Here is a 23,145-nt window from a genome sequence, read left to right as displayed (position 1 = left end):
TCAGCCCGCGTTGCGCTCCACGAGGTCCGTCAGTTCCGCCAGCGGCAGCGTGTGCTGGGTCTGGAGGACCTTCGCGCGCAGGTAGCGGACGTTGTGGGCCGTGGTGAAGACGCCGGTCGGCACCCGGTCCCGGACGGCGAGGCCCAGGGTGCGCAACTGCTCGGCCTTGTCGGGGTTGTTGGACAGCAGGTCCAGCTCCCCGATGCCGAGGGCGGCGAGCATCTGCGCGGCGGCGGTGTAGTCGCGGGCGTCCTCCGGCAGGCCGAGCGCGGCGTTCGCCTCGTAGGTGTCGAGGCCCTGGTCCTGCAGCGCGTACGCGTCGAGCTTGTTGTAGAGGCCGATGCCGCGGCCCTCCTGGCGGAGGTAGAGCAGCACCCCGCCGCGCTCGGCGATGCGCTCGACGGCCTCGCGCAGCTGCGGGCCGCAGTCGCAGCGGGCCGAGCCGAAGACGTCACCGGTGAGGCACTCGGAGTGCAGCCGCACCAGCGGGACGGAGCCCGGGGCCGGATCGCCGAGGACTACGGCGACGTGTTCCTGGCCGTCGGCCAGGCCGTGAAAGGTGACGAGTTCGGTGTCGACGCTGTAGCCGTCGTGGAAGCGCAGCGGTACCCGGACACGGGAGCGCGGTGTGGCGGCGGGGGTGTCGGACATGCGGGTCCCTCCGGGGCGGGCTTGTGCTTCAGTTTTGAAGCAGTGAGACGAGGAGACCCTACCCCTGCTTAAAAGTTAAAGCAATTGGTTTCCGTGGGATCCGGCTCAGGGTGCGGGCGGCCGGGACGACGAGCACGACGACCGGCGCCGCCACGGCACATCCCCCGCCCCGGACCCGGCCTCGGGGTTCTCGTCCTGCAGCCCCCGCGCGACCCCGGTGAAGATCTCCTCCAGCTGCCCCACCTGCTCGGGCGTGAGCCGGTCGAAGAGGATGCCGCGCACGGTCTCCACATGTCCGGGCGCCGCCTGCTCCAGCACCGCCATCCCCTCGTCCGTCAGCACGGCGATGCTGCTGCGCTTGTCCCAGCGGCAGTCCTCCCGCCGCACCAGCCCGTCCCGCTCAAGGCGGGTCACCGCATAGGTGAGCCGACTGCGGGTGATCTTCAGCGACTCGGCGAGATCGGTCATGCGCAGCCGCCGCTCCGGCGCCTCGGAGAGATTGGCCAGCACCGAGTAGAACAGGTGGGGCATGCCGGCCTCCTGCTGGAGCTGCCGGTCGATCGCGTCCTCCAGGAGGTGGGTCGCGGCGATGTAGGCGCGCCAGGCGCGCTGCTCCTCGGGGCTGAGCCAGCGGGTCGTCATGCAGCCAGTGTAGGTTTGTTTCAAACTTGAACCAAGAGGCCCAGTTCACAGGGAGACCCCGCCGATGTCGTACCCGTATGTGCTGCTGTCCGCCGCTGTCTCCCTCGACGGCTACCTGGACGACACCGGCCCCGAGCGCCTGCTGCTGTCCAGCCCGGCCGACTTCGACCGGGTCGACGGGGTACGGGCCGCCTCCGACGCCATCCTCGTGGGCGCCGGCACGATCCGCGCCGACAACCCGCGGCTGCTGGTCAACTCCGCCGAGCGCCGGGCGGCCCGCGTCGCGGCGGGCAGGCCGGAGTATCCGCTGAAGGTGACGGTCACCGCCTCCGGCGACCTCGACCCGGCCGCACAGTTCTGGCACACCGGCGGCGAGAAGATCGTCTACACGACCGACACGGGCGCCGAGCGCGCCGCCCGCCTCCTCGGCGACACCGCCGAGGTCGTCCCGCTCGGCCCCGGCCTCGACTGGCGGGCCCTGCTGGAGCACCTGCGCGTGGTGCGCGGAGTGCGGCGCCTGATGGTCGAGGGCGGCGGCACCGTCCACACCCAGCTGCTCCAGCAGGGACTCGCCGACGAACTCCAGCTGGTCCTCGCGCCCCTCCTCGTCGGCGACCCGGCGGCACCGCGGCTGTTCGGCCCCGGGGCCTACCAGGCCGGCCGCCTGCGCCTGGTCGAGACCCGCCGTATCGAGGACGTCGTCCTCATGCGCTACGAGCCCACCGCCCCCGGCACCGGGCCCGCCCCCTCCGCCGCCGACCGCCACTGGCTGCGCACCGCCTGCGAACTCGCCGCCCTGTGCCCGCCCTCCGAGACGGCGTTCAGCGTCGGCGCGGTGGTGGTCGCGGCCGACGGCACGGAGCTGGCGCGCGGCTACTCGCGCGAGGGTGACGACCCCGTGGTCCACGCGGAGGAGGCCGCGCTGGCCAAGATCGACCCGGCCGACCCCCGGCTGGCCGGCGCCACGGTGTACAGCAGTCTGGAGCCGTGCGCCCGGCGCGCGTCCCGGCCCGCGCCGTGCGCCGAGCTGATCCTGCGGGCGGGGGTGCGGCGGGTGGTGACGGCCTGGCGTGAGCCGGACACCTTCGTGGAAGCCGCGGACGGGAGCGGGGTGCTGGTGACGGCGGGTGCCGAGGTGGTCGTACTGCCGGAGTACGAGGAGCAGGCGAAGGCGCCGAACCGACACTTGGCCGGGTAACACTCAGGGCCCGGAATCCACTGGATTCCGGGCCCTGAGCCTTCAGTAGCGGGGACAGGATTTGAACCTGCGACCTCTGGGTTATGAGCCCAGCGAGCTACCGAGCTGCTCCACCCCGCGTCGTTGTGACTCCAGAGTACCCCATGTGCAGGACTGTTCGCACACCGGTTGATCGCGGAGGCGTCGCGCGGTGTCATCCGCTCGGGTCAGCCGAGGTCGCCCGGACGGCCCGGGGCGGCCAGGCTGGACCGTACGTCGGACACGTGGGAGACGAGCGGTGGGCCCTGGAGAGGTGGAGGAGGAGCGGACGTATGCCAGGGCGGGGGGACGGCTGCCCGGTGACCCCGTGCCCGACCCGGGCCTCGGCGACGAGACCGTGCCGCCGCGCCCGCGCCGCCTCACCCCCCGCTCACTGGCCCGCGCCCTGCCCGCGCTGCTGATCGCCGGCGGGGTGCTGTACGGCCTGCTCACCCCGAGGGAGTTCACCGCCGTACCGTTCTTCACGGCCGCCCCGCTGATCGCCGCGTCCCTGTCCTCGCTGCGCACCACCGTGCTGACCGGTGCCGCGGCCGTCGTCGCGATGTACGCGGTGCGCTCCCGGGGCGAGCACTCGGCCGCGGGTGTCGTCACGGACGTCGTCACCGTGGCCTCGGTCGCCCTGCTGGCCGTCGCCATCAACCGGGTCGTCCGGCTCGGTGACCGGCGGCTCGCCTCCGCCCGGGAGATCGCCGAGGCCGCCCAGCGGGCCGTACTGCCGGAGCCCGCCGCGCGGATCGGCGGCTTCGAGATCGCCGCCTGCTACGAGGCGGCCCGGCAGGACGCGTTCATCGGCGGCGACCTGTACGCGGTGCAGGACAGTCCGTACGGCGTCCGGCTGATCGTCGGGGACGTGCGCGGCAAGGGCATGGGTGCGGTCGCCGCCGTCGCCGTGGTGATCGGCGCGTTCCGGGAGGCCGCCGAGCGGGAGGACACGCTGGAGGCGGTGGCCCAGCGGCTGGAACGGGCGCTGGCCCGCGAGGGCACCCGGCGTGAGGGCATCGACGCCTTCGAGGGCTTCACCACCGCCGTCCTCGCCGAACTCCCGCACGGCGACGGGCTGGTACGGGTCCTCAGCCGCGGCCATCCGCCCCCGCTGCTGCTGTACGCCGACGGCACCCTGCGCACCCTGGCCGCCCCCGAGCCCGCGCTGCCGCTCGGCATGGGCGACCTCGGAATATGGCCCGACGAGGTCATGGAGGAGCGCTTCCCGGACGGGGCGACCCTGCTGCTGTACACCGACGGGCTGTCCGAGGCCCGGGACGCCCTCGGCCGGTTCTACGAGCCCGAACGGCGGCTCGCCGGGCGGGCCTTCCCCGGTCCCGCGGCGCTGCTCGGGACGCTCGCCGACGAGGTGCGCCGGCACTCCGGCGGCGGGATGACGGACGACATGGCACTGCTCGCCGTACGGCATCCCGGGCCTTCACCCACGGTGACCGGATGACCGCCGTCCGCATAACATCTGAGACACCATCAAAAATGCCGAGACTCCTGAACGGCGATCAACTCGCCCGGTTTGCCGTGGAATCGTGCGGTAAGTCCGGTCCGGAAAGCGTTAATGATCAAGTCGAACGGCTTGGAAAGTGACTCGCAGGTCTATTAACGTTCGATAACGCAGCGCGGTCGTCCCAGCCGCCACAAGAGGCGGCTCCGTGCGCACGCGCCGAATCCCGCAAGGGAGCCGGGGAACCACCACCCTGGGGTGAATCACGCGTACACCGGTCGGTATACGCGCGTAGGAGACCTTCCCGCTCCGAACCCGTCAGCTAACCCGGTAGGCGACGGAAGGAAAGGAGTACGCCCGCGTGGCGTCCAACCGGCCTGCCCCCGAAGCCCCGTTCATACCGGCGTCCGACGAGTCCGAGAGCTTCGGCTACGGCTCCTACCGCGCCGACGAGGGCCCCTGGGAGGAGTGGAACCCCACCGAGGACTCCGTCGACCGGGTCCGTGGCCGGCACCGCGTCGCCAAGCAGCGCGGCGGCTTCGCCCGCAGCTCCACCGTCCTCGGCGTCGGCGTCATGGCCGCGGTCGGCGCGGGCGGCATGGCCAGCGCCCACACCGGCAAGTCCCCGGTCTCCATCTCCCTGCCCGACTCCGTCACCCACCTCTTCGAAGGCGGCGGCTCCTCCTCGGCGCCGAAGGCCACCGGCACCGGGCTCTCGGGCGTCGGCGTGAGCGCCGACAGCACCAAGAGCGGCGGCGCCGGCGAGGCCCTGCGCACCCGCATCATGGCCCAGGCCGAGCAGCAGCAGAGCAAGGCCGACAGCAAGGCCACCGCCGCCGCGCTCGCCGCCACCGAGAAGCAGACCGCCGACGCGGCCGCCAAGGCGGAGAAGGACGCCGCCGCCCAGGCCGCCGCCGCCAAGGACAAGGCGGTGGCCGACGCGAAGCAGGCGGCCGAGGCCGCGCGGCTGGCCGAGCTGGCCAAGCAGTACACGCTGCCCGTCGTGTCGTACACGATCACCGGCACCTTCGGTCAGCCCGGCGCGATGTGGTCCTCCGGCTACCACACCGGCCTCGACTTCGCCGCCCCCACCGGCACCCTGATCAAGGCCGTCCACGGCGGCACGATCACCGAGGCCGGCTGGGCCGGCGCCTACGGCTACCGCACCATCCTGACCCTGGACGACGGCACCGAGCTGTGGTTCTGCCACCAGTCCTCGATCAACGTCTCGGTCGGCCAGAAGGTCTCCACCGGCGACGTCATCGGCCGGGTCGGCGCCACCGGCAACGTCACCGGCCCGCACCTGCACCTGGAGGTCCACCCGAACGGCCAGGCCACCGCCATCGACCCGGCGCCGTGGCTGCGCGACAAGGGCCTCAACCCCTGAGCCGGACCATGGCATTCGTGTGAACTCGGCGCCGGCGGTGGAATGCGATCATCCTCCGCCGGTGTTGATGTGGAGCATGACTTCCTTGCGCACACTCGGTTCCTCCGACCTTCAGGTCTTCCCCCTCGCCCTCGGCGGGAACGTCTTCGGCTGGACCGCCGACGAGGAGACCTCCTTCGCCGTCCTCGACGCCTACACGGCGGCGGGCGGCAACTTCATCGACACCGCCGACTTCTACTCCGCATGGGCCGAGGGCAACCAGGGCGGCGAGTCCGAGACGATCATCGGCAAGTGGGTCAAGGCCCGCGGCAACCGCTCCGACGTCGTCATCGCCACCAAGGTCAGCCAGCACCCGCAGTTCCAGGGCCTGTCCGCCGCCAACATCAAGGCCGCCGCCGACGCCTCCCTGAGCCGCCTGGGCACCGACTACATCGACCTCTACTACACCCACTTCGACAAGCCCGAGATCCCGGTCGAGGAGATCATCGGCGCCCTCGACGAGCTCGTGAAGGCGGGCAAGGTCCGGCACATCGCCGCCTCCAACATCAGCGCCGAGCGCCTTCAGGCCTCCCTCGACTTCTCCGACCGCGAGGGCCTGGCCCGCTACGTCGCCCTCCAGCCGCACTACAACCTCGTCTCCCGCGACACCTACGAGGGCGAGCTGCAGGACCTGGCCGCCAAGGAGAACCTCTCTGCGGTGCCGTACTTCGCCCTCGCCTCGGGCTTCCTGACCGGCAAGTACCGCCCCGGTACGAAGGTCGACAGCGCCCGCGCCGAAGGGGCCCAGAAGCACGCCGAGTCCGAGCGCGGCCAGAAGGTACTCGCCGCCCTCGACGAGATCGCCGCCGCCCACGAGGCCCCCGTCGCCACGGTCGCCCTGGCCTGGCTCGCGGCACAGCCGACGGTCACGGCCCCGATCGCCTCGGCCCGCACGGTCGACCAGCTCCCCGCGCTGCTGGGCGTGGCGGACCTGAGGCTGACGGAGGAGGAGGTCGCGCAGCTGACCGCGGCGTCGGCCTGATGCCCGTCCGGCGGTGCCGGACCCACCGCGGCCCGAAGGTCTACGACCGGTACGGGTTGTACGGGTTGTACGCGTCGTGCGTGCTGTGCGCGCTGGGCGTGTTCTGCGCGTTCTGCGTGGGGAAGGGCACCGCCGGATACCCGTACCCGTACCCGTATCCGTACTGCGGCTGAGCCCAGTACACCGGAGCCGGAGCAGCCGCACGCGCCGCGTACTCCAGAGCCGGCCGCGCCACGTCCCTGCGCCGCCACAGCTCGTCCAGCAACTCCCGCTCCCGTACGACGAAGTCGCCCCCGGCCCTCCCCTGGCGCCCCCGGCGCCGCAGCAGGGCGAGCTGCGTGGCGGTGGCCTCGTACCGCGCCACCTCGCGCGCCGCCGGCTTCCCGCCGTGGTGCCGGGCGAAGTCCCGCGCCGCCCGCCGCGCCCGCATCGACCCCAGCGCGAACGGCTCGGCCGGCCCCAGCCACCCGGCCAGCACATACGCCGGCAGCTCCTCGCGCACGGTCCGCAGCTCCCGCTGCCGCGTCCAGACGGCCAGCCAGGTCAGCAGCCCGAACACGGGCACCATGAAGCAGCCGTAGACGGCGAAGAACCCGAACTCGCCGAACGTGGAGGAGCCGTTCCACAAGGCGTGCATGCTCATCGCGAGCAGCAGCCCGCAGACCGGCAGCAGCACGCGGCGTGCGCGCCGCCGCTGCGCCGCGAACGCGGAGAACCCGAAGCCGAGGCCGGTCATGGTGGTGAAGAGGGGGTGCGCGAACGGCGACATCACGATGCGCACGAAGAAGGTGGCGGCGGTGACGGAGGCGATGCCGCTGTCGCCGGAGAGCTGGTCGGCCCCGAAGGCCGTACCGAGGTAGAGGATGTTCTCGGTGAACGCGAAGCCGGTGGCGGTGATGCCCGCGATCACCACCCCGTCGACGATCCCGGTGAAGTCACGTCTGCGGAAGAGGAACACGAGCAGTACGGCGGCGGCCTTGGCGGACTCCTCGACGATCGGCGCTATCACGGTGGCGCCGAGGGTGTCGGCACCGGCCGGGTCGGCGGTGGCGGTGGCTATCCACCTGGTCGCGAAGCTGTTGGCGACGATGGCTATCAGCGCCGCCGCGCAGGCACCCCAGGCGAACGCGAAGACCAGGTTCCGCCAGGGGCCCGGCGCCACCCGGTCCAGCCAGCGGAACGCGGCGATGAGCCACGGCACGGGCAGCACGGCCAGCCCGAGCCCGACCAGGAACCCCTCGGTACCGGTCTGCCGGCGCACCAGCGCGAGGATCACCAGCCCGGACAGCGCCAGCAGCGTGATCAGCGCCCCGTACCGCACCCAGCCGCGCTGCCACCAGTGCGGATGGCGGAGCACCGCACCGTCGGGACGCGGGGGATACGCCGGATACGGAGTACTGATCGGACTGGTGGCCACGGCATCGACCCTAACGGTGGCGGGACGAGGGGCTGGAGCGGATTATCGGACCGGCTGCCCGGCTTGATCAAGAAATGCCGGACGGCCGGCCGATCACGGTTGAACCATTCGTGATCAGTGCTGAACTACGTGTGATCGTGGCTGGATGACGCGTGATCACGGATGCGATACGCGTCGGAACAGCAGGTCGTTCACCACATGACCCTTGTCCAGTCCCTGCCCCTCGAAACGGGTCAGCGGCCGGAACTCGGGGCGCGGTGCGTAGCCGCCGTCCGCCTGGGTGTTCTCGAAGTCGGGATGCGCGCTGAGCACGTCGAGCATCTGCTCGGCGTACGGCTCCCAGTCGGTCGCGCAGTGCAGCAGCGCGCCGGGCTTCAGCCGGGTCGCGGCGAGCGTCAGGAACTCGGGCTGGATGAGCCGCCGCTTGTGGTGCCGCTTCTTGGGCCAGGGGTCCGGGAAGTACACCCGCAGTCCGTCCAGCGAGTCGGGTGCGAGCATCTCCCTGAGCAGGATGATCGCGTCCCCGTTGCCGACCCGGACGTTCGTCAGTCCGTCGCGGTCGGCGAGGCCCAGCAGATTGCCCTGCCCCGGGGTGTGCACGTCGACGGCGAGGACATTGGTGTCCGGGTCCCCGGCGGCCATCTGCGCGGTGGCCTCCCCCATGCCGAAGCCGATCTCCAGCACGACGGGGCGGTCGTTCCCGAACAGCTCACGCAGGTCGATGACCCGCTGCCCGTCGATGTCGAGCCCCCACACGGGCCACAGCCGCTGCAGCGCATCGGCCTGCCCCGCCGTCACCCGGCTGCGCCGAGGCTGAAAACTCCGGATCCGCCGCTCGAAGTGCGACCCGGCGGGATCGGCCTTGGGCCCGTCCGGAAACCGCGGCTCCCCCTTGGCCCGGGTGTGCCGGATGGACACACCGGGTGCGTGGGGCGCCGCCGGGGCGGGGACATCGGGGGTGTTGAGGGAGTCAGCCACAGTGCGACCAATTTTACGGCCCACCACCACCGGACCGACCGAGAGCTACAGCCGGCCGAGCAGATCAAGAACCCGGCGCCCGACTTCCCGCCCGATGGGCAGCGAAGCTGTCGCCGCGGGCGAGGGTGCGTTCAGTACGTGCACGGCCCGCTCTCCCTCCCGGATGAGGAAGTCGTCCACCAGCGTCCCGTCCCGCAGAACCGCCTGCGCCCGCACCCCGGCAGGGGCCCGTACCAGGTCGTCCGACTCCACCCCGGGCAGCAGCCTGCGCACCGCCTCCAGGAACGCTCCCTTCGACAGCGAGCGGCGCAGCTCACCCGCGCCGTATCTCCAGTGCTGCCGGGCGATCGCCCACGACCCCGGCCACGCCAGGGTCCCGGCCAGCTCCCGGGGCCGTACGACCCCCCACCCGTACCCCTCCCGGGCCGGCGCCGGCACCGCGTTCGGCCCGATGTGCACGCCTCCATCGATCCCGCGCGTGAGATGCACACCGAGGAACGGGAAGGCGGGATCCGGCACCGGATACACCAGCCCCCGCACCAGCTCCGGCCGCGCCAGCTCGTAGTACTCCCCGCGGAAGGGCACGATCCGCATCCCGGGCTCGTCCCCGGTCAGCCGGGCCACCTCGTCGCAGTACAGCCCGGCGCAGTTCACCAGCACGCGCGCCCGCACGATCTCCCCGCCCGAGGTCAGCACGGCGACCCCGAGCTCGGGGCGCCGGTCGACCCGGACGACCCGCGCCCCGTACCGGATCTCGGCCCCCGAGGCCCGCGCCAGCTGCCGGGCGACCCCCACGTAGTCGCACACACCCGTCGTACCGACGTGTATGGCGGCGAGCCCGCGCACCTCCGGCTCGTACTCACCGATCTGCGCGGCGCCCAGCTCCCGCACGGGAATCCCGTTCTCCCGGCCGCGCTGCACGAGCGCGTGCAGCCGGGGCAGCTCCTCGCGCTCGGTGGCGACGATCAGCTTGCCGGTGACGGCGTGCGCGATGCCGTACTCGGCGCAGAACTTCACCATCTCGGCCGCGCCCCGCACCGCGTACCGCGCCTTGAGCGAGCCCGGACGGTAGTAGATCCCGCTGTGGATCACTCCGCTGTTGCGGCCCGTCTGGTGCCGGGCCGGGCCCGGCTCCTTCTCCAGCACGGTCACGCGCGTCCCCGGCGCGGCGCGCGTGATCGCATACGCCGTCGACAGCCCGACGATCCCCCCGCCGACCACGAGCACATCACAGTCGTACGCACCGACCGGCACCTGCACCACCTCCCACCTCGATAGTGCACTGCGCCACTGACAACGCCTTCAAACGCGCCGGACGTCCGGTGTTCGCGGCTCAGGCGGGGGCCATCAGCAGCGGACGGGCCCGCTCCCGCAACTCCACCACCCGGGGCTCGTCCCCGTACGGCTCCAGCCGGTGCAGCAGATCCTTCACGTACTCGGTGGTCCGGGCCGAGGAGATCCGTCCGGCCACCTCCACGGCCCGCACCCCCTGCTCGCAGGCCGCGTCGAGATTCCCGGACTCCAGCTCGGCGACGGCGGAGACGACCAGCCGCAGCCCGTGCGATCGCACGAACTCCTCCGTCGGCTTCGACAGGGCCTGTTCCGTGAACCTCCGTACCTGCCGGGGCGCCTTCAGATCCCGATAGCACTCGGCCGCATCTGCCGCGAACCGGTCATACCCATAAAAACCAAGCCACGTCGGATCGTTGTCCCCCTCCCGGGACCGCTCCAGCCACCCCTCGGCCGCCTTCAGCGCCGCGCCCGCCGCCTGTGCGTCTCCCGCGCGCGCGTGGGCCCGTGCCTCGACCAGCCGGAAGAAACTCATCGTCCGCGCGGTGGCCAGCCCCCGGTTGCGCTCCAGGGCGGCCTGCGCCAGGTCGACGCCCTCGTCCCCGAATCCCCGGTACGTCGCCTGCAACGACATGGACGCGAGCACGTAGCCCCCCAGCGGGACGTCCGCCGCCGCGCGCGCGAGCCGCAGCGCCTGGATGTAGTACCGCTGCGCCGCCTCCTGCTGGCCCGTGTCGAAGGCCATCCACCCGGCGAGCCGGGTCAGTTCGGCGGACGCCCCGAACAGGGCGCGGCCCACTTCGTCGGAGTAGCAGCCGAGCAGCAGCGGTGCCGCCTCCACCCGCAGGCACTCCGGGACCATCGACGAACGCCAGTCCCCGCCCCCGTACTTGGAGTCCCAGCGCCGGGCGTCCTCGGCGGCCTCCCGCAGCTTCTGCACATCGCTGTGGCCGACTTTGATCGGTGCCGCGGAGCCTTCGGCGGAGCCGGCCTCGCGCGCGACCGAGCTGTCGGCGGGGGTTATCAGCCACCGTGAGGCAGGCGTTGCGTATGCGCTCACCGCGAACGATCCGGCGAGCGACTGCCAGATGCCGCCGGAGCCGGCCCGGCGCCCGGCGAGGTCGAGACGGTAGAGCTCCGTCGCCGACTTCACCGCCTGTCCGACGTCTCTGGGGAAGGCGAGGCCCACTTCGGGCGCGGGATCCGCGTCCGCCAGGCCGATCTCGTGGAGCGGCACCGGGCGGCCGAGCTTCTGGCCGATCGCGGCGGCGATGAGGTGCGGCGCGGCACCCTGCGGCACCATGCCTTTCGACACCCAGCGCGCCACCGACGTCTTGTCGTAGCGAAGAGTCAACCCGCGTTGAGCGCCAAGGTCGTTGACGCGCCGCGCGAGTCCTGCGTTGCTGATTCCCGCGAGGGCGAGAACGGCGCCGAGCTTTTCGTTCGGCCCGCGTTGCTCCCTGGACATGCGCCACCCCTCGACACAGACGGCTGCCGCGCTGGCATAACCACGCGGCATTCGTAAACCCAGCGTAGTTCGCCGCATCCCAAGCGTTAAGGGGCATTGTTCCGGATGGCGGGATTGTGGTCCGTACGGAAGTACGGTCCTGTACGCACCGTGCACGGCCCGTCGCCGCGTGCCCCCGTGCGTGTGGCCGTGCGCCCGTCCGTGCGCTCTTCTCCGGCCATCGGGGGAGCGGTTCCATGGCTCTGCGTGGGTCGGCCCGCTGTACTGGATCCAGTGGGCTGGGGGACACCGCCACCTTCATCCCCGCGGGTGGCGGACCGGTCCGGGAGGCGATGCCCGCCTCCCGGACTGTGCGCGTGTCCGCGCCACCGCGCGCTCCGCAGGCCTGTACGGAGCGTGCTCAATTCCGCCTTCGCTCTGTGTATTTGGCTGAAAATCGCCCCGGCCCGTGGCGGCGTACATCCGTTCCGACCATGCAACTTGAGGGCGCGAAGGGCGTTTTGGGGGAGCGTACAGGGGGCGCATTCGACCAGAACTCATCACCCCTGGTCCTCGCCCCTTCCGCGGACCCCGCTCGAACTCCGCGCGCGTTTCCCTCGATCGAAGCCGGTGCCGCCGCCCCTCCTCAGCGCGTCCTTCATGGCAGCATGGGGACCGGTTCCTGCGGTGCACTGGTTGTCCACAGCCTGTGGAGGCGTCGATGCGGTGGTTGGTGGGTTGGAGCAGCACCGCCCCGCGCGTCGCCGGGATCGGCTCCGCGGGCGCCACCGGTGACGACGGCGAGACCCTGCACCCCGTCGGCTCCCAGCTCCTGTGGGGCGACCCCGACCCGCTGTGGGCCGTCGGCGACTGGCGCCCGGACGAGGTGCGCGTGGTCAAGGCCGACGCGGACAACCGCATCGCCGTCCTCGGCATCTGCGGCGCCTCCGACGAGGAACTGCGGCGTGCGCTGTTCACCGCGCGCGGGGGCGCACTGCGCCATCTGACCGCCTGGCCCGGCAGCTACACGGCCGTCGTCCAGGTCGGCCGGCGCATCACCGTCTGCGGCGACCTCGCGGGCGCCCGCCCGGTCTTCCACACCCCCTGGGCCGGCGGCACCGCCTACGCCACTGCCGCGCTGCCCCTCGCCGACCTCATCGAGGCCAACCTCGACTTCGGTCACCTCGCCGCCCTGCTCGCCGCCCCCGACGTACCCGCCGCGCTGCGCGACACCACCCCGTACGAGGGCGTACGCCGGGTTCCGCCGGGGCACGCGCTCGTGCTGCGCGCCGGAGCGCGCGAGATCGCCGGGTACGAGCCCGTCGCCTCCCTCGCCGTGGCCGCGCCCGCCGCCGACCCCGACCACGCCGTGGACGCCGTACGGGACGCCCTCGTGGAAGCGGTACGCGCGCGCTTGTCGGCACCCCGGCACGTACCCGACCTCGACCCCGGGCCGGTGCCCGGCATGGGCCCGGCCGAGCGGCGGGCCCGGCGCGGGATGCCCGCGCCCGGCATCGGCGCCGACCTCTCCGGCGGGCCCGCCTCCGGCACCCTCGCCCTGCTGGCCGCCGGACTGCCCGGTCGCCCCGGCACGCTGCTCGGCCACCGCACGGGCGCGGGCGAACGGCTCCTCGCCGTCACCTTCAACGACCTGGCCGTGGGCGGCCGCGAGGCCGAACTCGAACGCGCGGGAGCCCTGGCCGCCAACCCCCGCCTGCACCACGTGGTCGTCACCGGCGCCGAGGAGACCCTGCCGTACGCCGACCTCGACGGCCCCCTCACCGACGAACCGGGCCCCTCCCTGGTCACGGCCGCCCGGCACCGCGCCCGCCTCGCCTCCGGCAGCGCCGACCACTTCACCGGGCACGGCGCCCGCCAGGTCCTCGACGCCCACCCCGCCCGCCTCGCCGACCTCCTCATGGACCGCAAACGCCGCCATCTGGTCCGGCCGGTCGCCGCCCTCGCCAAGGCCGACGGCTCGGTGATGGTCCCCGCGCGCGTGTACGGCGCGGCCCGGCGCCTCGCCCGCACGCCCTACCGGGCCGGCCTGGAGGAGCTGGCCGAGCGGCTGATGCGGCGCCGCTTCGACGAGCCCAAGGGGGCGGTCGGCGCGTCCCTGGCCGCGCTGACCTGGGCCAGACCCGGGCCGGCCGCCCGCTGGCTGACAGGGGAGGCACTGGCCGAAGTATCGGTTCTGCTCCAGGCGGAGGCGGACCGCTCCGGCACCGGCGCCCAGCGCCCCGGCGAACACCGCGCGCGTGCCGCGCTCGCCCGCAGCGCCGCCGACCTGCGCGTCCTGGAACAGGCCGCCGAGATCCGCTCCCAGCGCCTGCACGCGCCCTTCCTCGACAACCAGGTCGTCCGAGCCTGCCGCGCCCTCCCCGAGGCCCTGCGCGTCCAGCCCGGCGCCCGTGCGGCCATCCTCCGTACGGTCCTGGAGGGCGCCGGCGTCACCGGCCTGCCCGCCGGCTGGGGCGCCCCGTCCCACGCCTCCTCGGCCGCGGCCACCCGCGCGGGCCTGCGCGGAGCGGCCGACCCCCTGCTGGACCTCTTCACCACCCCGCTGCTCGCCGACGCGGGCCTGGTGGAGGCCCGCGTGGTCCGCAAGGCCCTCCGCTCGGCAGCCGCGGGCGAACCCCTCCCCCTGGACGGCCTGGCCGACCTGATCTCCCTGGAACTCTGGCTCCACCGCCTGCTCGCCCGCCGCGGAACGTGCTGGACGGGAACACCGGCACGCGCGCGTGCGGTGCCTTCCGGTATCCAGCCGAGAAGGGGAGCTCTGGCGTCGGGCGCGTGAGAGGCCTGCGTCGCTGCGGGCGTCGGCAAGGTGCCTCCCCCAAGCTCTTCGAGCTGGGGGTACCCCCAGCGCCCACCCTCCCTCTATCGGCAGGTGAACCGGGACTCCGCCCAGTCCGCGAGGGCGGCCTCGTCGAAGGCGTTGCTGTGCGGCTCCACCACGAGCCGTACGGTCTTGCGCCCGGTCAGGTCGACATGGACGGGGACGGCCCGGTCGTGCCCCTTGACCATCCCCGACCGCCACAGCCGTACCCCGTCGGCGTAGACGGAGAACGACACCTTGCCGAGGCCGAGCGTCATGTCGTCCACCCCGGCCAGCGCGTCGAAGGCGACGCACTGACGGTTCAGGGCGATCGTGACGGAGGACTCGCCGTGCACGGTCACCCCGCGCGCGTACTCCTTGCCGCCGATCGACATGCCGTAGCGCTGCCACACCCAGCTGCTCTCGCCGAGCTGGATCTCGGGCTTGGTGCCGTCGCCGTCGACGTCGTAGTTCAGCTCGCTCACCTGGTAGACGGTGAGCGCCGGAGGCGGAGTGGGCGTCGGGGTCGGCGTCGGCGTCGGCGAAGAGGGCGGCGAAGGGGTCGGCGTCGGCGTGGGCTTGGGGGCCGGCGTGAGGGTGGGCTTCGCAGTGGGGGTGGGCGTCGGGGTCGGGACCGGGGTCGGGACCGGGGCCGGGGCCGGCTCGGCGGCGGGCACCACCGGCGGCGGGGCCGGCCGGCGCTTCGACGGGGTCGGCCGCGGTGCCGGGGGCTGGACGGCCGGTGCGGACGGGGCCGGCTTGGCGATCTCCCTGGCCGGCGGATGGCTGTCGTCGATCAGGGCGAACGCCACCGCGGCGGCGGCCACCGCGACGACACCGGCCGCGATCCCCGCCTTCACCGGCGCAGCGAGGCCCTCCGCCGCCGCGGCACCCCCCGCGCCGCTCGTCCCGGACGACCCCGTGGCCGTGGCCGCGGCCGCCGCACCGGCGGCCCCGGCCCCCGCGCTGCCGGCGATGATGCCGAGCGCCTTGGCGTACCCGGCGGCCCCGAACCAGCCGATGACCGCGACCGGCACGACACCGGGGATACCGCTCGCGACCTCCTCGATCTGCGCGGCGGCCAGCCGGCACTTGGCGCACTCCTCCAGATGCTTGCGCAGGCCCCGCTCGGCACGGATGCGCAGCTTGCGGCGGGCGTAGTTGCCGAGCTGGTCGGCGTACCGGGCGCACTCCTCGTCACCGGCGAGGGAGGCGCTGACATGGGCCTGGAGGTAGGCCTGCTTGAGCCCCTCGCGCGCGCGGCTGGCGAGCACCCGGGTGCCGTTGGCGTCCAGCCCGAACAGCACGGCCACCTCGCTCGGGGACTCGTCCTCCACCTCGGTGTGCCACAGCACGGCCTGCCAGCGCTCGGGCAGCGAACGGAAGGCCTGCATCGCCATGGACTGCTCGGCCTCGTGCATGGCGCGCACGTCGGCGCCCAGGTCCAGGCCCGCTCCGAAGGAGCCCATGGATGCGGCGTCGTCGGACACCTCGGACGACCGTGAGGCCTGCTGGGTGAAGACGGCGAAGTCGTCGACGAGCTGCTCGCGCCGCGCGGACTTGATCCAGTTCGCGGCGACGCGTCGTACAGAAGTGAGCAGATAGGCCCGTACGGCGTGCTCGGGCCCGGCCCCGCCCCGCACGGCCTGCAGCATCCGGGCGAAGACCTCGGCGGTGAGGTCGTCGGCGGTGTGCCCGTCCCGGCAACAAGTGCGCGCGTACCGCCGTACGGCATCGGCGTGCCGCCGGTACAGCTCCTCGTAGGCGGAGTCGTCGCCCCCGCGCATCCGCTCGATCAGCTCGGCGTCGCCGGGCGGCATCTTCCGGGGCGGCGGCAGCACACTGCCCTCGCGCTGCGCCGGCACGCTCTCCTCGGCCCGCCTGCCGGAGGAGGCCGCGCGCCCGCCCTGGCTCGGCACCTGGGGCGGGGTCACCCCGGTGGCCTCCGCACCCGCGTCGTCGCCGCGTGACCCGTCCGACCCAGCCCAATCCGTCACCGGCTCAGAGTGCCACATTGCCTTTTGTCCAAGGCTCCCCGCTCACCGCATCCACTCATCCGAGGGCCGCGGTCAACGCAGGCGGCCGGGATGCACTCGAAGGAGTGCATCCCGAGCCGTCCGCAGGGCGCCTGCCCGCACTGCCCATGAGGCGTCACGGGCGGTGCGGGAGGCAGAACGGCGCATTACGCGGGACGCGACCGCAACCCCTCCAGCAGGATGTCCAGCAACCGCGCCGACGCCGCCGCCTGCTGCGCAGCATCCGGCAGGGACGGCGCCGCCGTGGCGATCACGAGCAGCACGTCCCCCACGGACACATCCGCCCGCAGCTCACCCGCGGCGCGGGCCCGCTCGACCAGCTGCCCGACCACATCGAGCAGTTCCCCGACCCCGCTGTCGTCGCCGGCCCCGGCGGACTCCCCGGGCACCAGCCGCAGTTCACCGGTGCCCGGCTGCACCCGCTGCTGCGGCACCCGAGGCTCTTCGGCGGCAGCCCCGGACGCACCCCCCTCGGCCAGACCGGCGGTGCCGACGAGCACCTGCGGCGGCAGCAGCCGCCCCGCCCCCGACGCCACCGACGTCCGCAGGAACCGGGACAGCGCCGACCACGGCTCGTCCTCCTGACCGAGCGCGGTGCGCGCCTGCTCGGTCAGCCGCGCGGTCTCCTCCTCGGCTATCCGCCGGACCAGTACGTCCTTGCTGGGAAAGCGCCGGTACACCGTGCCGACACCGACCCGCGCGCGCCGCGCCACGTCCTCCATCGGCGCGCCGTACCCCAGCTCGCCGAAGACCTCACGCGCCGCACGCAGCACGTGCTCCAGATTGCGCTGTGCGTCCACGCGCAGCGGTGTCGTACGCGCCCCGTCCGCGCGTCCGTTGCCGACCGCCGCGCTCACCGCCCCGCCGCCGGCTCCGACGGCGGCTGCGGACGACCAATGATGCGTGTCCTGAACATGCATGTGTTTCCCCCGGTAAATGACGTCTCCCCCCGGAGACTCCCCGCCACTGAATCCGGAGTGCGCGGAACTGACTTCGATCTCGACCGGGTCCGCCCGTCGCGAGCCCCGATCGACCACATTCCCTACACCCCGTCGACACACGAACATAGTTGAGCGAGAGTCAATTCAGAAGGGGCAGGTTCCGCACGGAGCGCCCCTCGATCGGAGTACGGGGCACATACACCCTGATTCCCCACCTTCGCACACGGTGACCCGCACCCGCTGACCTGCCCCCTTTCGTCCGCTCCGATGACCGCGCCCGGCCCTGCGCACACCCGCTCGCCGGTCACACAAATTGCCGGGGCTGTGGACAAACAACAGCGCCGGGTGCGTCATGGGATGGTGAAGGAACGTGCGCGCATTCTGGTTGTCGGCGGCGGCTACGTCGGGATGTACACGGCCCTGCGTCTTCAGCGGAAGCTGAAGGCCGAGCTCAGGCGGGGTGAGGCCGAGATCACCGTCGTCACGCCCGACCCCTACATGACGTACCAGCCGTTCCTGCCCGAGGCGGCCGCCGGTTCGATCTCCCCTCGCCATGTCGTCGTACCGCTGCGCCGCGTCCTGGACCGCTGCCATGTCGTCATCGGCGAGGTGACCTCGATCGACCACGCGGTGCGCACCGCCGCCGTCACCACCCTCGCCACCGCCGAGGAGGCAAAACCGGCCGAACTCCTCGGTTACGACGAGCTCGTGCTGGCCCCCGGCTCGATCTCCCGCACGCTGCCCGTCCCCGGCCTCGCCGAGCACGGCATCGGATTCAAGACAGTCGAAGAGGCCATCGCGCTGCGCAACCACGTCATCGAGCAGATGGACATCGCCTCCTCCACCCGCGACCCCGCGATCCGCGACGCCGCCCTGACCTTCGTCTTCGTCGGCGGCGGCTACGCGGGCGTCGAGGCGCTCGCCGAACTGGAGGACATGGCCCGCTACGCCGCGCGCTACTACCACAACGTCCGCCCCGAGGACATGAAATGGATCCTCGTGGAGGCCTCCGACCGCATCCTGCCCGAGGTCGGCGCGGAGATGGGCCGCTACACCGTCACCCAGCTGCGCCGCCGCAACATCCAGGTGCTGCTGGAGACCCGCCTGGACTCCTGCGCCGACCGCGTCGCCGTCCTCAGCGACGGCCAGCGCTTCCCGACCCGTACGGTCGTGTGGACCGCCGGCGTCAAACCGCACCCCCTGCTCGCCGCCACCGACCTGCCGCTGACCGACCGCGGCCGGCTGAAATGCACCGCCCAGCTCACCGTCGACGGCACGGAACACGCCTGGGGGGCCGGCGACGCGGCCGCCGTACCCGACGTCACCGCCGCCGAACCGGGCACCCTGACCGCCCCCAACGCCCAGCACGCCCTCCGCCAGGCCCGCACCCTCGGCGACAACATCGCCCACGCGCTGCGCGGCGAACCCCTGGAGACGTACGCCCACCAGTACGCCGGCTCGGTCGCCTCCCTCGGCTTCCACAAGGGCGTCGCCCAGGTCTACGGGCGCAGGCTGAAGGGCTACCCTGCCTGGTTCATGCACCGCGTCTACCACCTCAGCAGGGTGCCCACCGTCAACCGAAAGGCCCGCGTGCTGGCGGAATGGACCCTCGCCGGGCTCTTCAAACGGGAGATCGTCTCCCTCGGTTCACTCGAACATCCCCGAGCGGAGTTCGAACTCGCGGCCGGTGGAAAGCCTCCTCACAGCCCCTCGGACGACCCGAAGGGGTCGTCCTGACCGGACCCAGGAACTCCACGGCCCGCTCCGGCGTCTGACGGATGTCGCCGCGGCCCGCCCCAGCAAGACCCTGTGTCCCCGCCAAGACCCTGCCAGACTGCCCCACGTCCGCGGACGGGCCACCCGCCCGCCACAGCACCCACGAGGCCTTCCCCACAGTGAACTTCACGCGCTGGAGCGCCCGGCTCCCCGGAACGCAGCGCCGCGCCGCCGCGCGGACCGAGACCCCGGTCTCCCCGGACCGGCGGGGAGAAGGCTCCGTGCCCGCGGCCCGCGCCGAGCCGCCGGCCGACGGCACACCCCCGGTGCCCGCCGTCGACGAACTGCCCGCGCGCGACGTCCTCGACCGCGTCCCGGCCCTGGTCGCCCTGGTCCACGGCCCCGACCACCGCATCGCCTACGTCAACGACGCCTACACGGCGGCCTTCGGCGTACGGCCGATGGGCGCACCCGCCCGCGAGGCCCTGCCCGAACTCGCCGAACTGGGCCTGCTCCCGCTCCTCGACCAGGTGCTGCGCAGCGGCAAGCCCCGCACCCTGAAGTCCCGCAAGGCCGTCGACGGCCGGTCGTACACCTTCACCTGCACCCCCGTCGCCGAGGACGACGACCGCGACGGCGGCGTGCTGGTCTTCGCCACGGACGTCACCGACCACGCGGAAGCCGCCGAGCGCCTGCGCGCGAGCGAGCGCCGCCAGCGCGAAACGGCCGTCACCCTCCAGCGCTCCCTCCTCCCCCAGGAGCTGGAACAGCCCGACGACCTGCGCATCGCCGCCACCTACCAGCCCGGCGGCACGGAAGCGGCGGTCGGCGGCGACTGGTACGACGTCATCACCCTCGGCGGCGGCCGCACCGCCCTGGTCATCGGCGACGTGATGGGCCGGGGCGTGCGCGCGGCGGCGGTCATGGGCCAGCTGAGGACGGCCGTGCGCGCGTACGCCCGCCTGGACCTCCCCCCGCACGAGGTCCTGCAACTGCTCGACGGCCTGGCCATAGAGATCGACGCCAACCAGATCGCCACCTGCGTCTACGCCGTCCACGACCCCAACGAGGGCCGGCTGGTCTACGCCTCCGCCGGCCACCTCCCGATCCTGGTCCGCGACGAGAACGGCACGGTCTCCCGCGCCGACGAACCCACCGGCCCGCCACTCGGCACCGGCGGCTGGATGCACGCCTCGGGCTCGATCGCCCTGGGCCCCGGCTCCACGGCGGTCCTCTACACGGACGGCCTGGTCGAGCGCCGCGACGAGGACCTGGACGAGGGCATCGCGTCCCTCGAACGCGCCCTCGCCGGTGCCACGGGCACCCCCCAGGTGATCTGCGACCGCCTGGTCCGCTCGGCAGGCGTCACCGCCGACCATGACGACGACGTCGCCGTCCTGGTCCTCCAGCATCCCGCCCGTACGGGCCCCGACGGCGACCTCTTCCGCAACGCGGCCCTGGAACTCCTCGGCGGCGTGGAGGCGGCCCCCCGCGCGCGTGCGTTCGCCTCCGGCGTCCTGACGAGCTGGCGCTTTCCCGCCGAACTCCAGGACCTCGGCGTCCTCGCCGCCAGCGAACTGGTCGCCAACAGCCTCCAGCACGGCACCCCACCGATGCGCCTGCGCCTGCGCCGCACCGACCGCCGCCTGATCATCGAGGTCACCGACGGCGACGACCACCTCCCCCGCCGCCGCCGCGCGGAGCCGGCCGACGAGTCCGGCCGGGGCATCGCCATCGTGGCGACCATCGCGTCCAACTGGGGTTCACGGCGGACACCGGGCGGGGGGAAGGCGGTGTGGTGCGAGTTCGTCCTGCAGAAGGGCTAGCGTCCTGGCCGCGGGCGGTCGTGCCGGGTGCCTGACGACTACGCGGCCAGGGACTCCGCGGGTGCCTCACCCCGGGCAACCACGCGGCTGGTGCGCAGCCACGGCCGGTCCTGCACCTCCGTGAGCCGCCGGCCGAGCCGCAGCGCCAGCACCGTGATGCCCAGCGAGAACAGCAGGAACGTCACGATGTAGGGCGCGTGCAGCGAGGCGCCCATGGGGCCGCCCACCGCCGGACCGAGGGCCAGCGCCAGCTGCTTGACCAGGGCGAACGCCGAGTTGTACTGCCCGGCCATGCCCTCCGGCGCCAGATCGGCGACCAGCGGCGCGACGGTCGGGGACAGCATCGCCTCACCGAGCCCGAACAGCGCGTACGTCGAGACGAACGCGGCCGTCGCCATCTCCTGGCTGCCGTGCCCGAGCCCCGCGTACCCGGCGGCCACCCACGCCACCGCCCAGATGAGACCCACCCCGGCGATCACCCGCGACCGCCGGCGCCGCTCGACGAACTTCAGCACGGCGAACTGGGCGACCACGATCATCAGCGTGTTCGCGGCCAGCGCCGTACCGAGCGCGGAGGTCGATATCCCGGCCGCCTCGACGCCGTACGCGCTCAGCCCGGACTCGAACTGGCCGTAACAGGCGAAGAACAGCACGAAGCCCAGCACGCACAGCTGCACCATGGCCCGGTTGCCGAGCAACTGCTTCCAGCTGCCCTTCGCCGACCCGGCGGGCAGGTCCCCCAGCCGCGGCGCGTGCGGCATCCGCACCGTCGCCATCACCACGACCAGCAGCAGGAACATCGCCGCCTCGATCGCGAACAGCAGCGTGAACGAGGACACCTGCGTGGTGTCGACGAGATGACCGCCGATGAGTCCGCCGACACCGAGCCCCAGGTTCTGCAGGAAGAACTGCGTCGCGAACGCACGCGAGCGCGTGTCCGCCGCCGAGCAGTCCACGATCATCGTGGCCAGCGCCGGCTGCATCACGGCCTGCCCGGCCCCGAGCGCCGCGGCCGACAGCAGTACGGCGGTGGCGTTGCCCGCGAGCCCCAGGCTCAGGGCGCCGAGCGCGGCGGTGACCAGGGCGGCGAGCAGGACCGGCAGCGGGCCGCGCCGCACGATCGCCCGGCCGGCGAACGGCAGCACGATCAGCGCGGCCACGGCGAAGACGGCGAGGACGAGCCCCGCCGTCACGGCACCCAGCCCCCGCACCTGCGCCACATAGACGTACAGGTAGGGGACGGTGAAACCGAGCCCGAACGCGCTGAGTGCGTTGCCCACGTGGATCCGGCGCATCGCTGCGCCCATCGCCCTGGTCACGTTCACCTCTCTCACTACTGAGACCTGAAGGAGTTAGGCCTGAAGACTTCAAAGCTAAAGTTCGAAGCTAAAGAGTACACAGTCAAGGACTTCAAGGCAAAGGGAGTGCGTGCGATACTGCGGCCATGGCCGACACCCCCGGCGTCACGGAGCCGACCCTCGAAGAACAGATCGCCGCCTACCAGCGCGAGTTCCAGGACCTCGACCCCCAGGTCGAGAAGATCGTCTCGGCCCTGTCCCGGCTCAACCGCCGCATGAACGTCGCCTACGGCCGCCAGACCTCCGCCCTCGGCATCAGCAACGCCGAGTGGGAGGTCCTCAAGGCCCTGGTCCTCTCCGGCGCCCCGTACCGCATGGGCCCCAGCGACCTCGCCAAGCGCCTCGGCCTCACGCCGGCCGCGATGACCCACCGGATCGACCGCATGGTCGCCGAGGGGCTCGTCACCCGGGAGCGGGACGAGTCCAACCGCGTCCGGGTGATCGTCGAGCTGACCCCCGAGGGCCGCGAGAAGTGGCTGGAGGCGATGCGCCTCGCCACGGTCTTCGAGGAGGACCTGCTCCAGGACCTCACCCCCGCGGAGCGCGCGGTACTGGGAGAGGTCCTCACTCGCCTCCTGCGCAGAGTGGAGCACGCCCAGCCGGACGCCGGCGGCCGCCTCACCGACCTGGATTAAAGATCTTGACAGCGGCTGTTGACACAGCCCTGTCCGATCCGTAAAGTTCTCCGAGTTGCCACGGAGGCGTAACGCTTCTGCGGCAACACTCTCGCCACGCGAGTGGCACCCCAAACCACCAGCACGATCTCCCGAACGGGTTGATTTCGGCGTGCCCGAATTCAATTCGAATAGGGACTCGGCGGCCCGATTGGGAATCGCCGGAGAGATCCGCTAAGGTTTGAGACGTCGGAACGGCCCAACGGACCGGGAAGACAAACCCCCTGACTGGGAGTCAGACGCCGAAAGGATCTGATAGAGTCAG

Annotated in this window: 17 protein-coding genes, 1 tRNA gene and 1 riboswitch; of the genes, 8 read left to right on the top strand and 10 right to left on the bottom strand. The window is 72.6% G+C overall.

Annotated features, from left to right (window positions below):
- Both ribA and LE548_RS28295 read right to left on the bottom strand, forming a co-directional pair.
- Positions 1-651, bottom strand: a complete 651-nt coding sequence (ribA, locus tag LE548_RS28300) for a GTP cyclohydrolase II (protein ID WP_225099802.1) — start codon at positions 649-651, stop codon at positions 1-3.
- Between the two features lie 105 nt (positions 652-756).
- Positions 757-1,293 (bottom strand): MarR family winged helix-turn-helix transcriptional regulator, encoded by a 537-nt coding sequence (locus LE548_RS28295; RefSeq protein WP_225099801.1) that lies wholly within the window; start codon positions 1,291-1,293, stop codon positions 757-759.
- A 64-nt stretch (positions 1,294-1,357) separates the two neighbouring features.
- Between LE548_RS28295 and LE548_RS28290 the strand changes: the two genes are divergently transcribed.
- The gene (locus tag LE548_RS28290; protein WP_225099800.1) at positions 1,358-2,491 is read left to right on the top strand and encodes a dihydrofolate reductase family protein; all 1,134 of its coding nucleotides are present in this window, start codon (positions 1,358-1,360) and stop codon (positions 2,489-2,491) included.
- Positions 2,492-2,537: 46 nt separating this feature from the next.
- On the opposite strand, the gene LE548_RS28285 is transcribed toward LE548_RS28290, so the two are convergent.
- Positions 2,538-2,611, bottom strand: a tRNA-Met gene (locus tag LE548_RS28285).
- Positions 2,612-2,768: 157 nt separating this feature from the next.
- Between LE548_RS28285 and LE548_RS28280 the strand changes: the two genes are divergently transcribed.
- The 3 genes from LE548_RS28280 (at position 2,769) to LE548_RS28270 (ending at position 6,379) form a co-directional block, all read left to right on the top strand.
- Positions 2,769-3,971: a PP2C family protein-serine/threonine phosphatase gene (locus LE548_RS28280; protein ID WP_225099799.1), complete on the top strand. Its 1,203-nt coding sequence runs from the start codon at positions 2,769-2,771 to the stop codon at positions 3,969-3,971.
- A gap of 207 nt (positions 3,972-4,178) precedes the next feature.
- Positions 4,179-4,325, top strand: a riboswitch (cyclic di-AMP (ydaO/yuaA leader).
- A 7-nt stretch (positions 4,326-4,332) separates the two neighbouring features.
- Positions 4,333-5,358 (top strand): M23 family metallopeptidase, encoded by a 1,026-nt coding sequence (locus tag LE548_RS28275; protein ID WP_225099798.1) that lies wholly within the window; start codon positions 4,333-4,335, stop codon positions 5,356-5,358.
- A gap of 76 nt (positions 5,359-5,434) precedes the next feature.
- Positions 5,435-6,379 carry an aldo/keto reductase gene (locus LE548_RS28270; RefSeq protein WP_225099797.1) on the top strand — a complete coding sequence of 315 codons (945 nt, stop codon included), beginning with the start codon at positions 5,435-5,437 and terminating at the stop codon, positions 6,377-6,379.
- 40 nt (positions 6,380-6,419) lie between these two features.
- On the opposite strand, the gene LE548_RS28265 is transcribed toward LE548_RS28270, so the two are convergent.
- The 4 genes from LE548_RS28265 to LE548_RS28250 all read right to left on the bottom strand — a co-directional run bounded on the left by LE548_RS28265 (position 6,420) and on the right by LE548_RS28250 (position 11,532).
- Positions 6,420-7,796 carry a PrsW family intramembrane metalloprotease gene (locus tag LE548_RS28265; RefSeq protein ID WP_225099796.1) on the bottom strand — a complete coding sequence of 459 codons (1,377 nt, stop codon included), beginning with the start codon at positions 7,794-7,796 and terminating at the stop codon, positions 6,420-6,422.
- A gap of 156 nt (positions 7,797-7,952) precedes the next feature.
- The gene (gene trmB / locus LE548_RS28260) at positions 7,953-8,774 is read right to left on the bottom strand and encodes a tRNA (guanosine(46)-N7)-methyltransferase TrmB (RefSeq protein WP_225099795.1); all 822 of its coding nucleotides are present in this window, start codon (positions 8,772-8,774) and stop codon (positions 7,953-7,955) included.
- 45 nt (positions 8,775-8,819) lie between these two features.
- On the bottom strand, positions 8,820-10,037 hold the full coding sequence (gene lhgO / locus LE548_RS28255) for an L-2-hydroxyglutarate oxidase (protein WP_225099794.1): 1,218 nt from the start codon (positions 10,035-10,037) through the stop codon (positions 8,820-8,822).
- A 70-nt stretch (positions 10,038-10,107) separates the two neighbouring features.
- Positions 10,108-11,532, bottom strand: a complete 1,425-nt coding sequence (locus tag LE548_RS28250) for an MFS transporter (RefSeq protein ID WP_225099793.1) — start codon at positions 11,530-11,532, stop codon at positions 10,108-10,110.
- A gap of 700 nt (positions 11,533-12,232) precedes the next feature.
- Between LE548_RS28250 and LE548_RS28245 the strand changes: the two genes are divergently transcribed.
- Complete coding sequence (locus LE548_RS28245; RefSeq protein WP_225099792.1) at positions 12,233-14,308, top strand: asparagine synthase-related protein; 2,076 nt, start codon at positions 12,233-12,235, stop codon at positions 14,306-14,308.
- Between the two features lie 83 nt (positions 14,309-14,391).
- On the opposite strand, the gene LE548_RS28240 is transcribed toward LE548_RS28245, so the two are convergent.
- Both LE548_RS28240 and LE548_RS28235 read right to left on the bottom strand, forming a co-directional pair.
- Positions 14,392-16,344 carry a sigma-70 family RNA polymerase sigma factor gene (locus LE548_RS28240; protein ID WP_374116189.1) on the bottom strand — a complete coding sequence of 651 codons (1,953 nt, stop codon included), beginning with the start codon at positions 16,342-16,344 and terminating at the stop codon, positions 14,392-14,394.
- Positions 16,345-16,511: 167 nt separating this feature from the next.
- Positions 16,512-17,285, bottom strand: a complete 774-nt coding sequence (locus LE548_RS28235) for a TetR/AcrR family transcriptional regulator (protein ID WP_225099791.1) — start codon at positions 17,283-17,285, stop codon at positions 16,512-16,514.
- Between the two features lie 378 nt (positions 17,286-17,663).
- Between LE548_RS28235 and LE548_RS28230 the strand changes: the two genes are divergently transcribed.
- Together LE548_RS28230 and LE548_RS28225 are read left to right on the top strand one after the other, a co-directional pair.
- A complete protein-coding gene (locus tag LE548_RS28230; protein ID WP_225099790.1) occupies positions 17,664-19,043 on the top strand; it encodes an NAD(P)/FAD-dependent oxidoreductase in 1,380 nt (459 codons plus the stop codon).
- Between the two features lie 158 nt (positions 19,044-19,201).
- The gene (locus LE548_RS28225; RefSeq protein ID WP_225099789.1) at positions 19,202-20,848 is read left to right on the top strand and encodes a SpoIIE family protein phosphatase; all 1,647 of its coding nucleotides are present in this window, start codon (positions 19,202-19,204) and stop codon (positions 20,846-20,848) included.
- A gap of 38 nt (positions 20,849-20,886) precedes the next feature.
- On the opposite strand, the gene LE548_RS28220 is transcribed toward LE548_RS28225, so the two are convergent.
- On the bottom strand, positions 20,887-22,143 hold the full coding sequence (locus LE548_RS28220) for an MFS transporter (RefSeq protein ID WP_225099965.1): 1,257 nt from the start codon (positions 22,141-22,143) through the stop codon (positions 20,887-20,889).
- 149 nt (positions 22,144-22,292) lie between these two features.
- On the opposite strand from LE548_RS28220, the gene LE548_RS28215 reads away from it, so the two are divergent.
- Positions 22,293-22,841 carry a MarR family winged helix-turn-helix transcriptional regulator gene (locus LE548_RS28215; protein ID WP_225099788.1) on the top strand — a complete coding sequence of 183 codons (549 nt, stop codon included), beginning with the start codon at positions 22,293-22,295 and terminating at the stop codon, positions 22,839-22,841.
- Positions 22,842-23,145: the final 304 nt, after the last annotated feature.

It is taken from the genome of Streptomyces sp. CoH27 (genome assembly GCF_020181035.1).
Taxonomy (GTDB): domain Bacteria; phylum Actinomycetota; class Actinomycetes; order Streptomycetales; family Streptomycetaceae; genus Streptomyces; species Streptomyces camelliae.
This window is presented reverse-complemented; position numbering and strand designations above follow the sequence as displayed.

Bases quoted from the DNA above. Each gene is read 5' to 3' on its own strand.
- LE548_RS28230 (WP_225099790.1), top strand. From the start codon at position 17,664: ATGGTGAAGGAACGTGCGCGCATTCTGGTTGTCGGCGGCGGCTACGTC.
- LE548_RS28250 (WP_225099793.1), bottom strand. From the start codon at position 11,532: ATGTCCAGGGAGCAACGCGGGCCGAACGAAAAGCTCGGCGCCGTTCTC.
- LE548_RS28295 (WP_225099801.1), bottom strand. From the start codon at position 1,293: ATGACGACCCGCTGGCTCAGCCCCGAGGAGCAGCGCGCCTGGCGCGCC.
- LE548_RS28270 (WP_225099797.1), top strand. From the start codon at position 5,435: ATGACTTCCTTGCGCACACTCGGTTCCTCCGACCTTCAGGTCTTCCCC.
- LE548_RS28240 (WP_374116189.1), bottom strand. From the start codon at position 16,344: ATGTGGCACTCTGAGCCGGTGACGGATTGGGCTGGGTCGGACGGGTCA.
- LE548_RS28235 (WP_225099791.1), bottom strand. From the start codon at position 17,285: ATGCATGTTCAGGACACGCATCATTGGTCGTCCGCAGCCGCCGTCGGA.
- LE548_RS28215 (WP_225099788.1), top strand. From the start codon at position 22,293: ATGGCCGACACCCCCGGCGTCACGGAGCCGACCCTCGAAGAACAGATC.
- LE548_RS28290 (WP_225099800.1), top strand. From the start codon at position 1,358: ATGTCGTACCCGTATGTGCTGCTGTCCGCCGCTGTCTCCCTCGACGGC.
- ribA (WP_225099802.1), bottom strand. From the start codon at position 651: ATGTCCGACACCCCCGCCGCCACACCGCGCTCCCGTGTCCGGGTACCG.
- LE548_RS28220 (WP_225099965.1), bottom strand. From the start codon at position 22,143: ATGCGCCGGATCCACGTGGGCAACGCACTCAGCGCGTTCGGGCTCGGT.
- LE548_RS28245 (WP_225099792.1), top strand. From the start codon at position 12,233: ATGCGGTGGTTGGTGGGTTGGAGCAGCACCGCCCCGCGCGTCGCCGGG.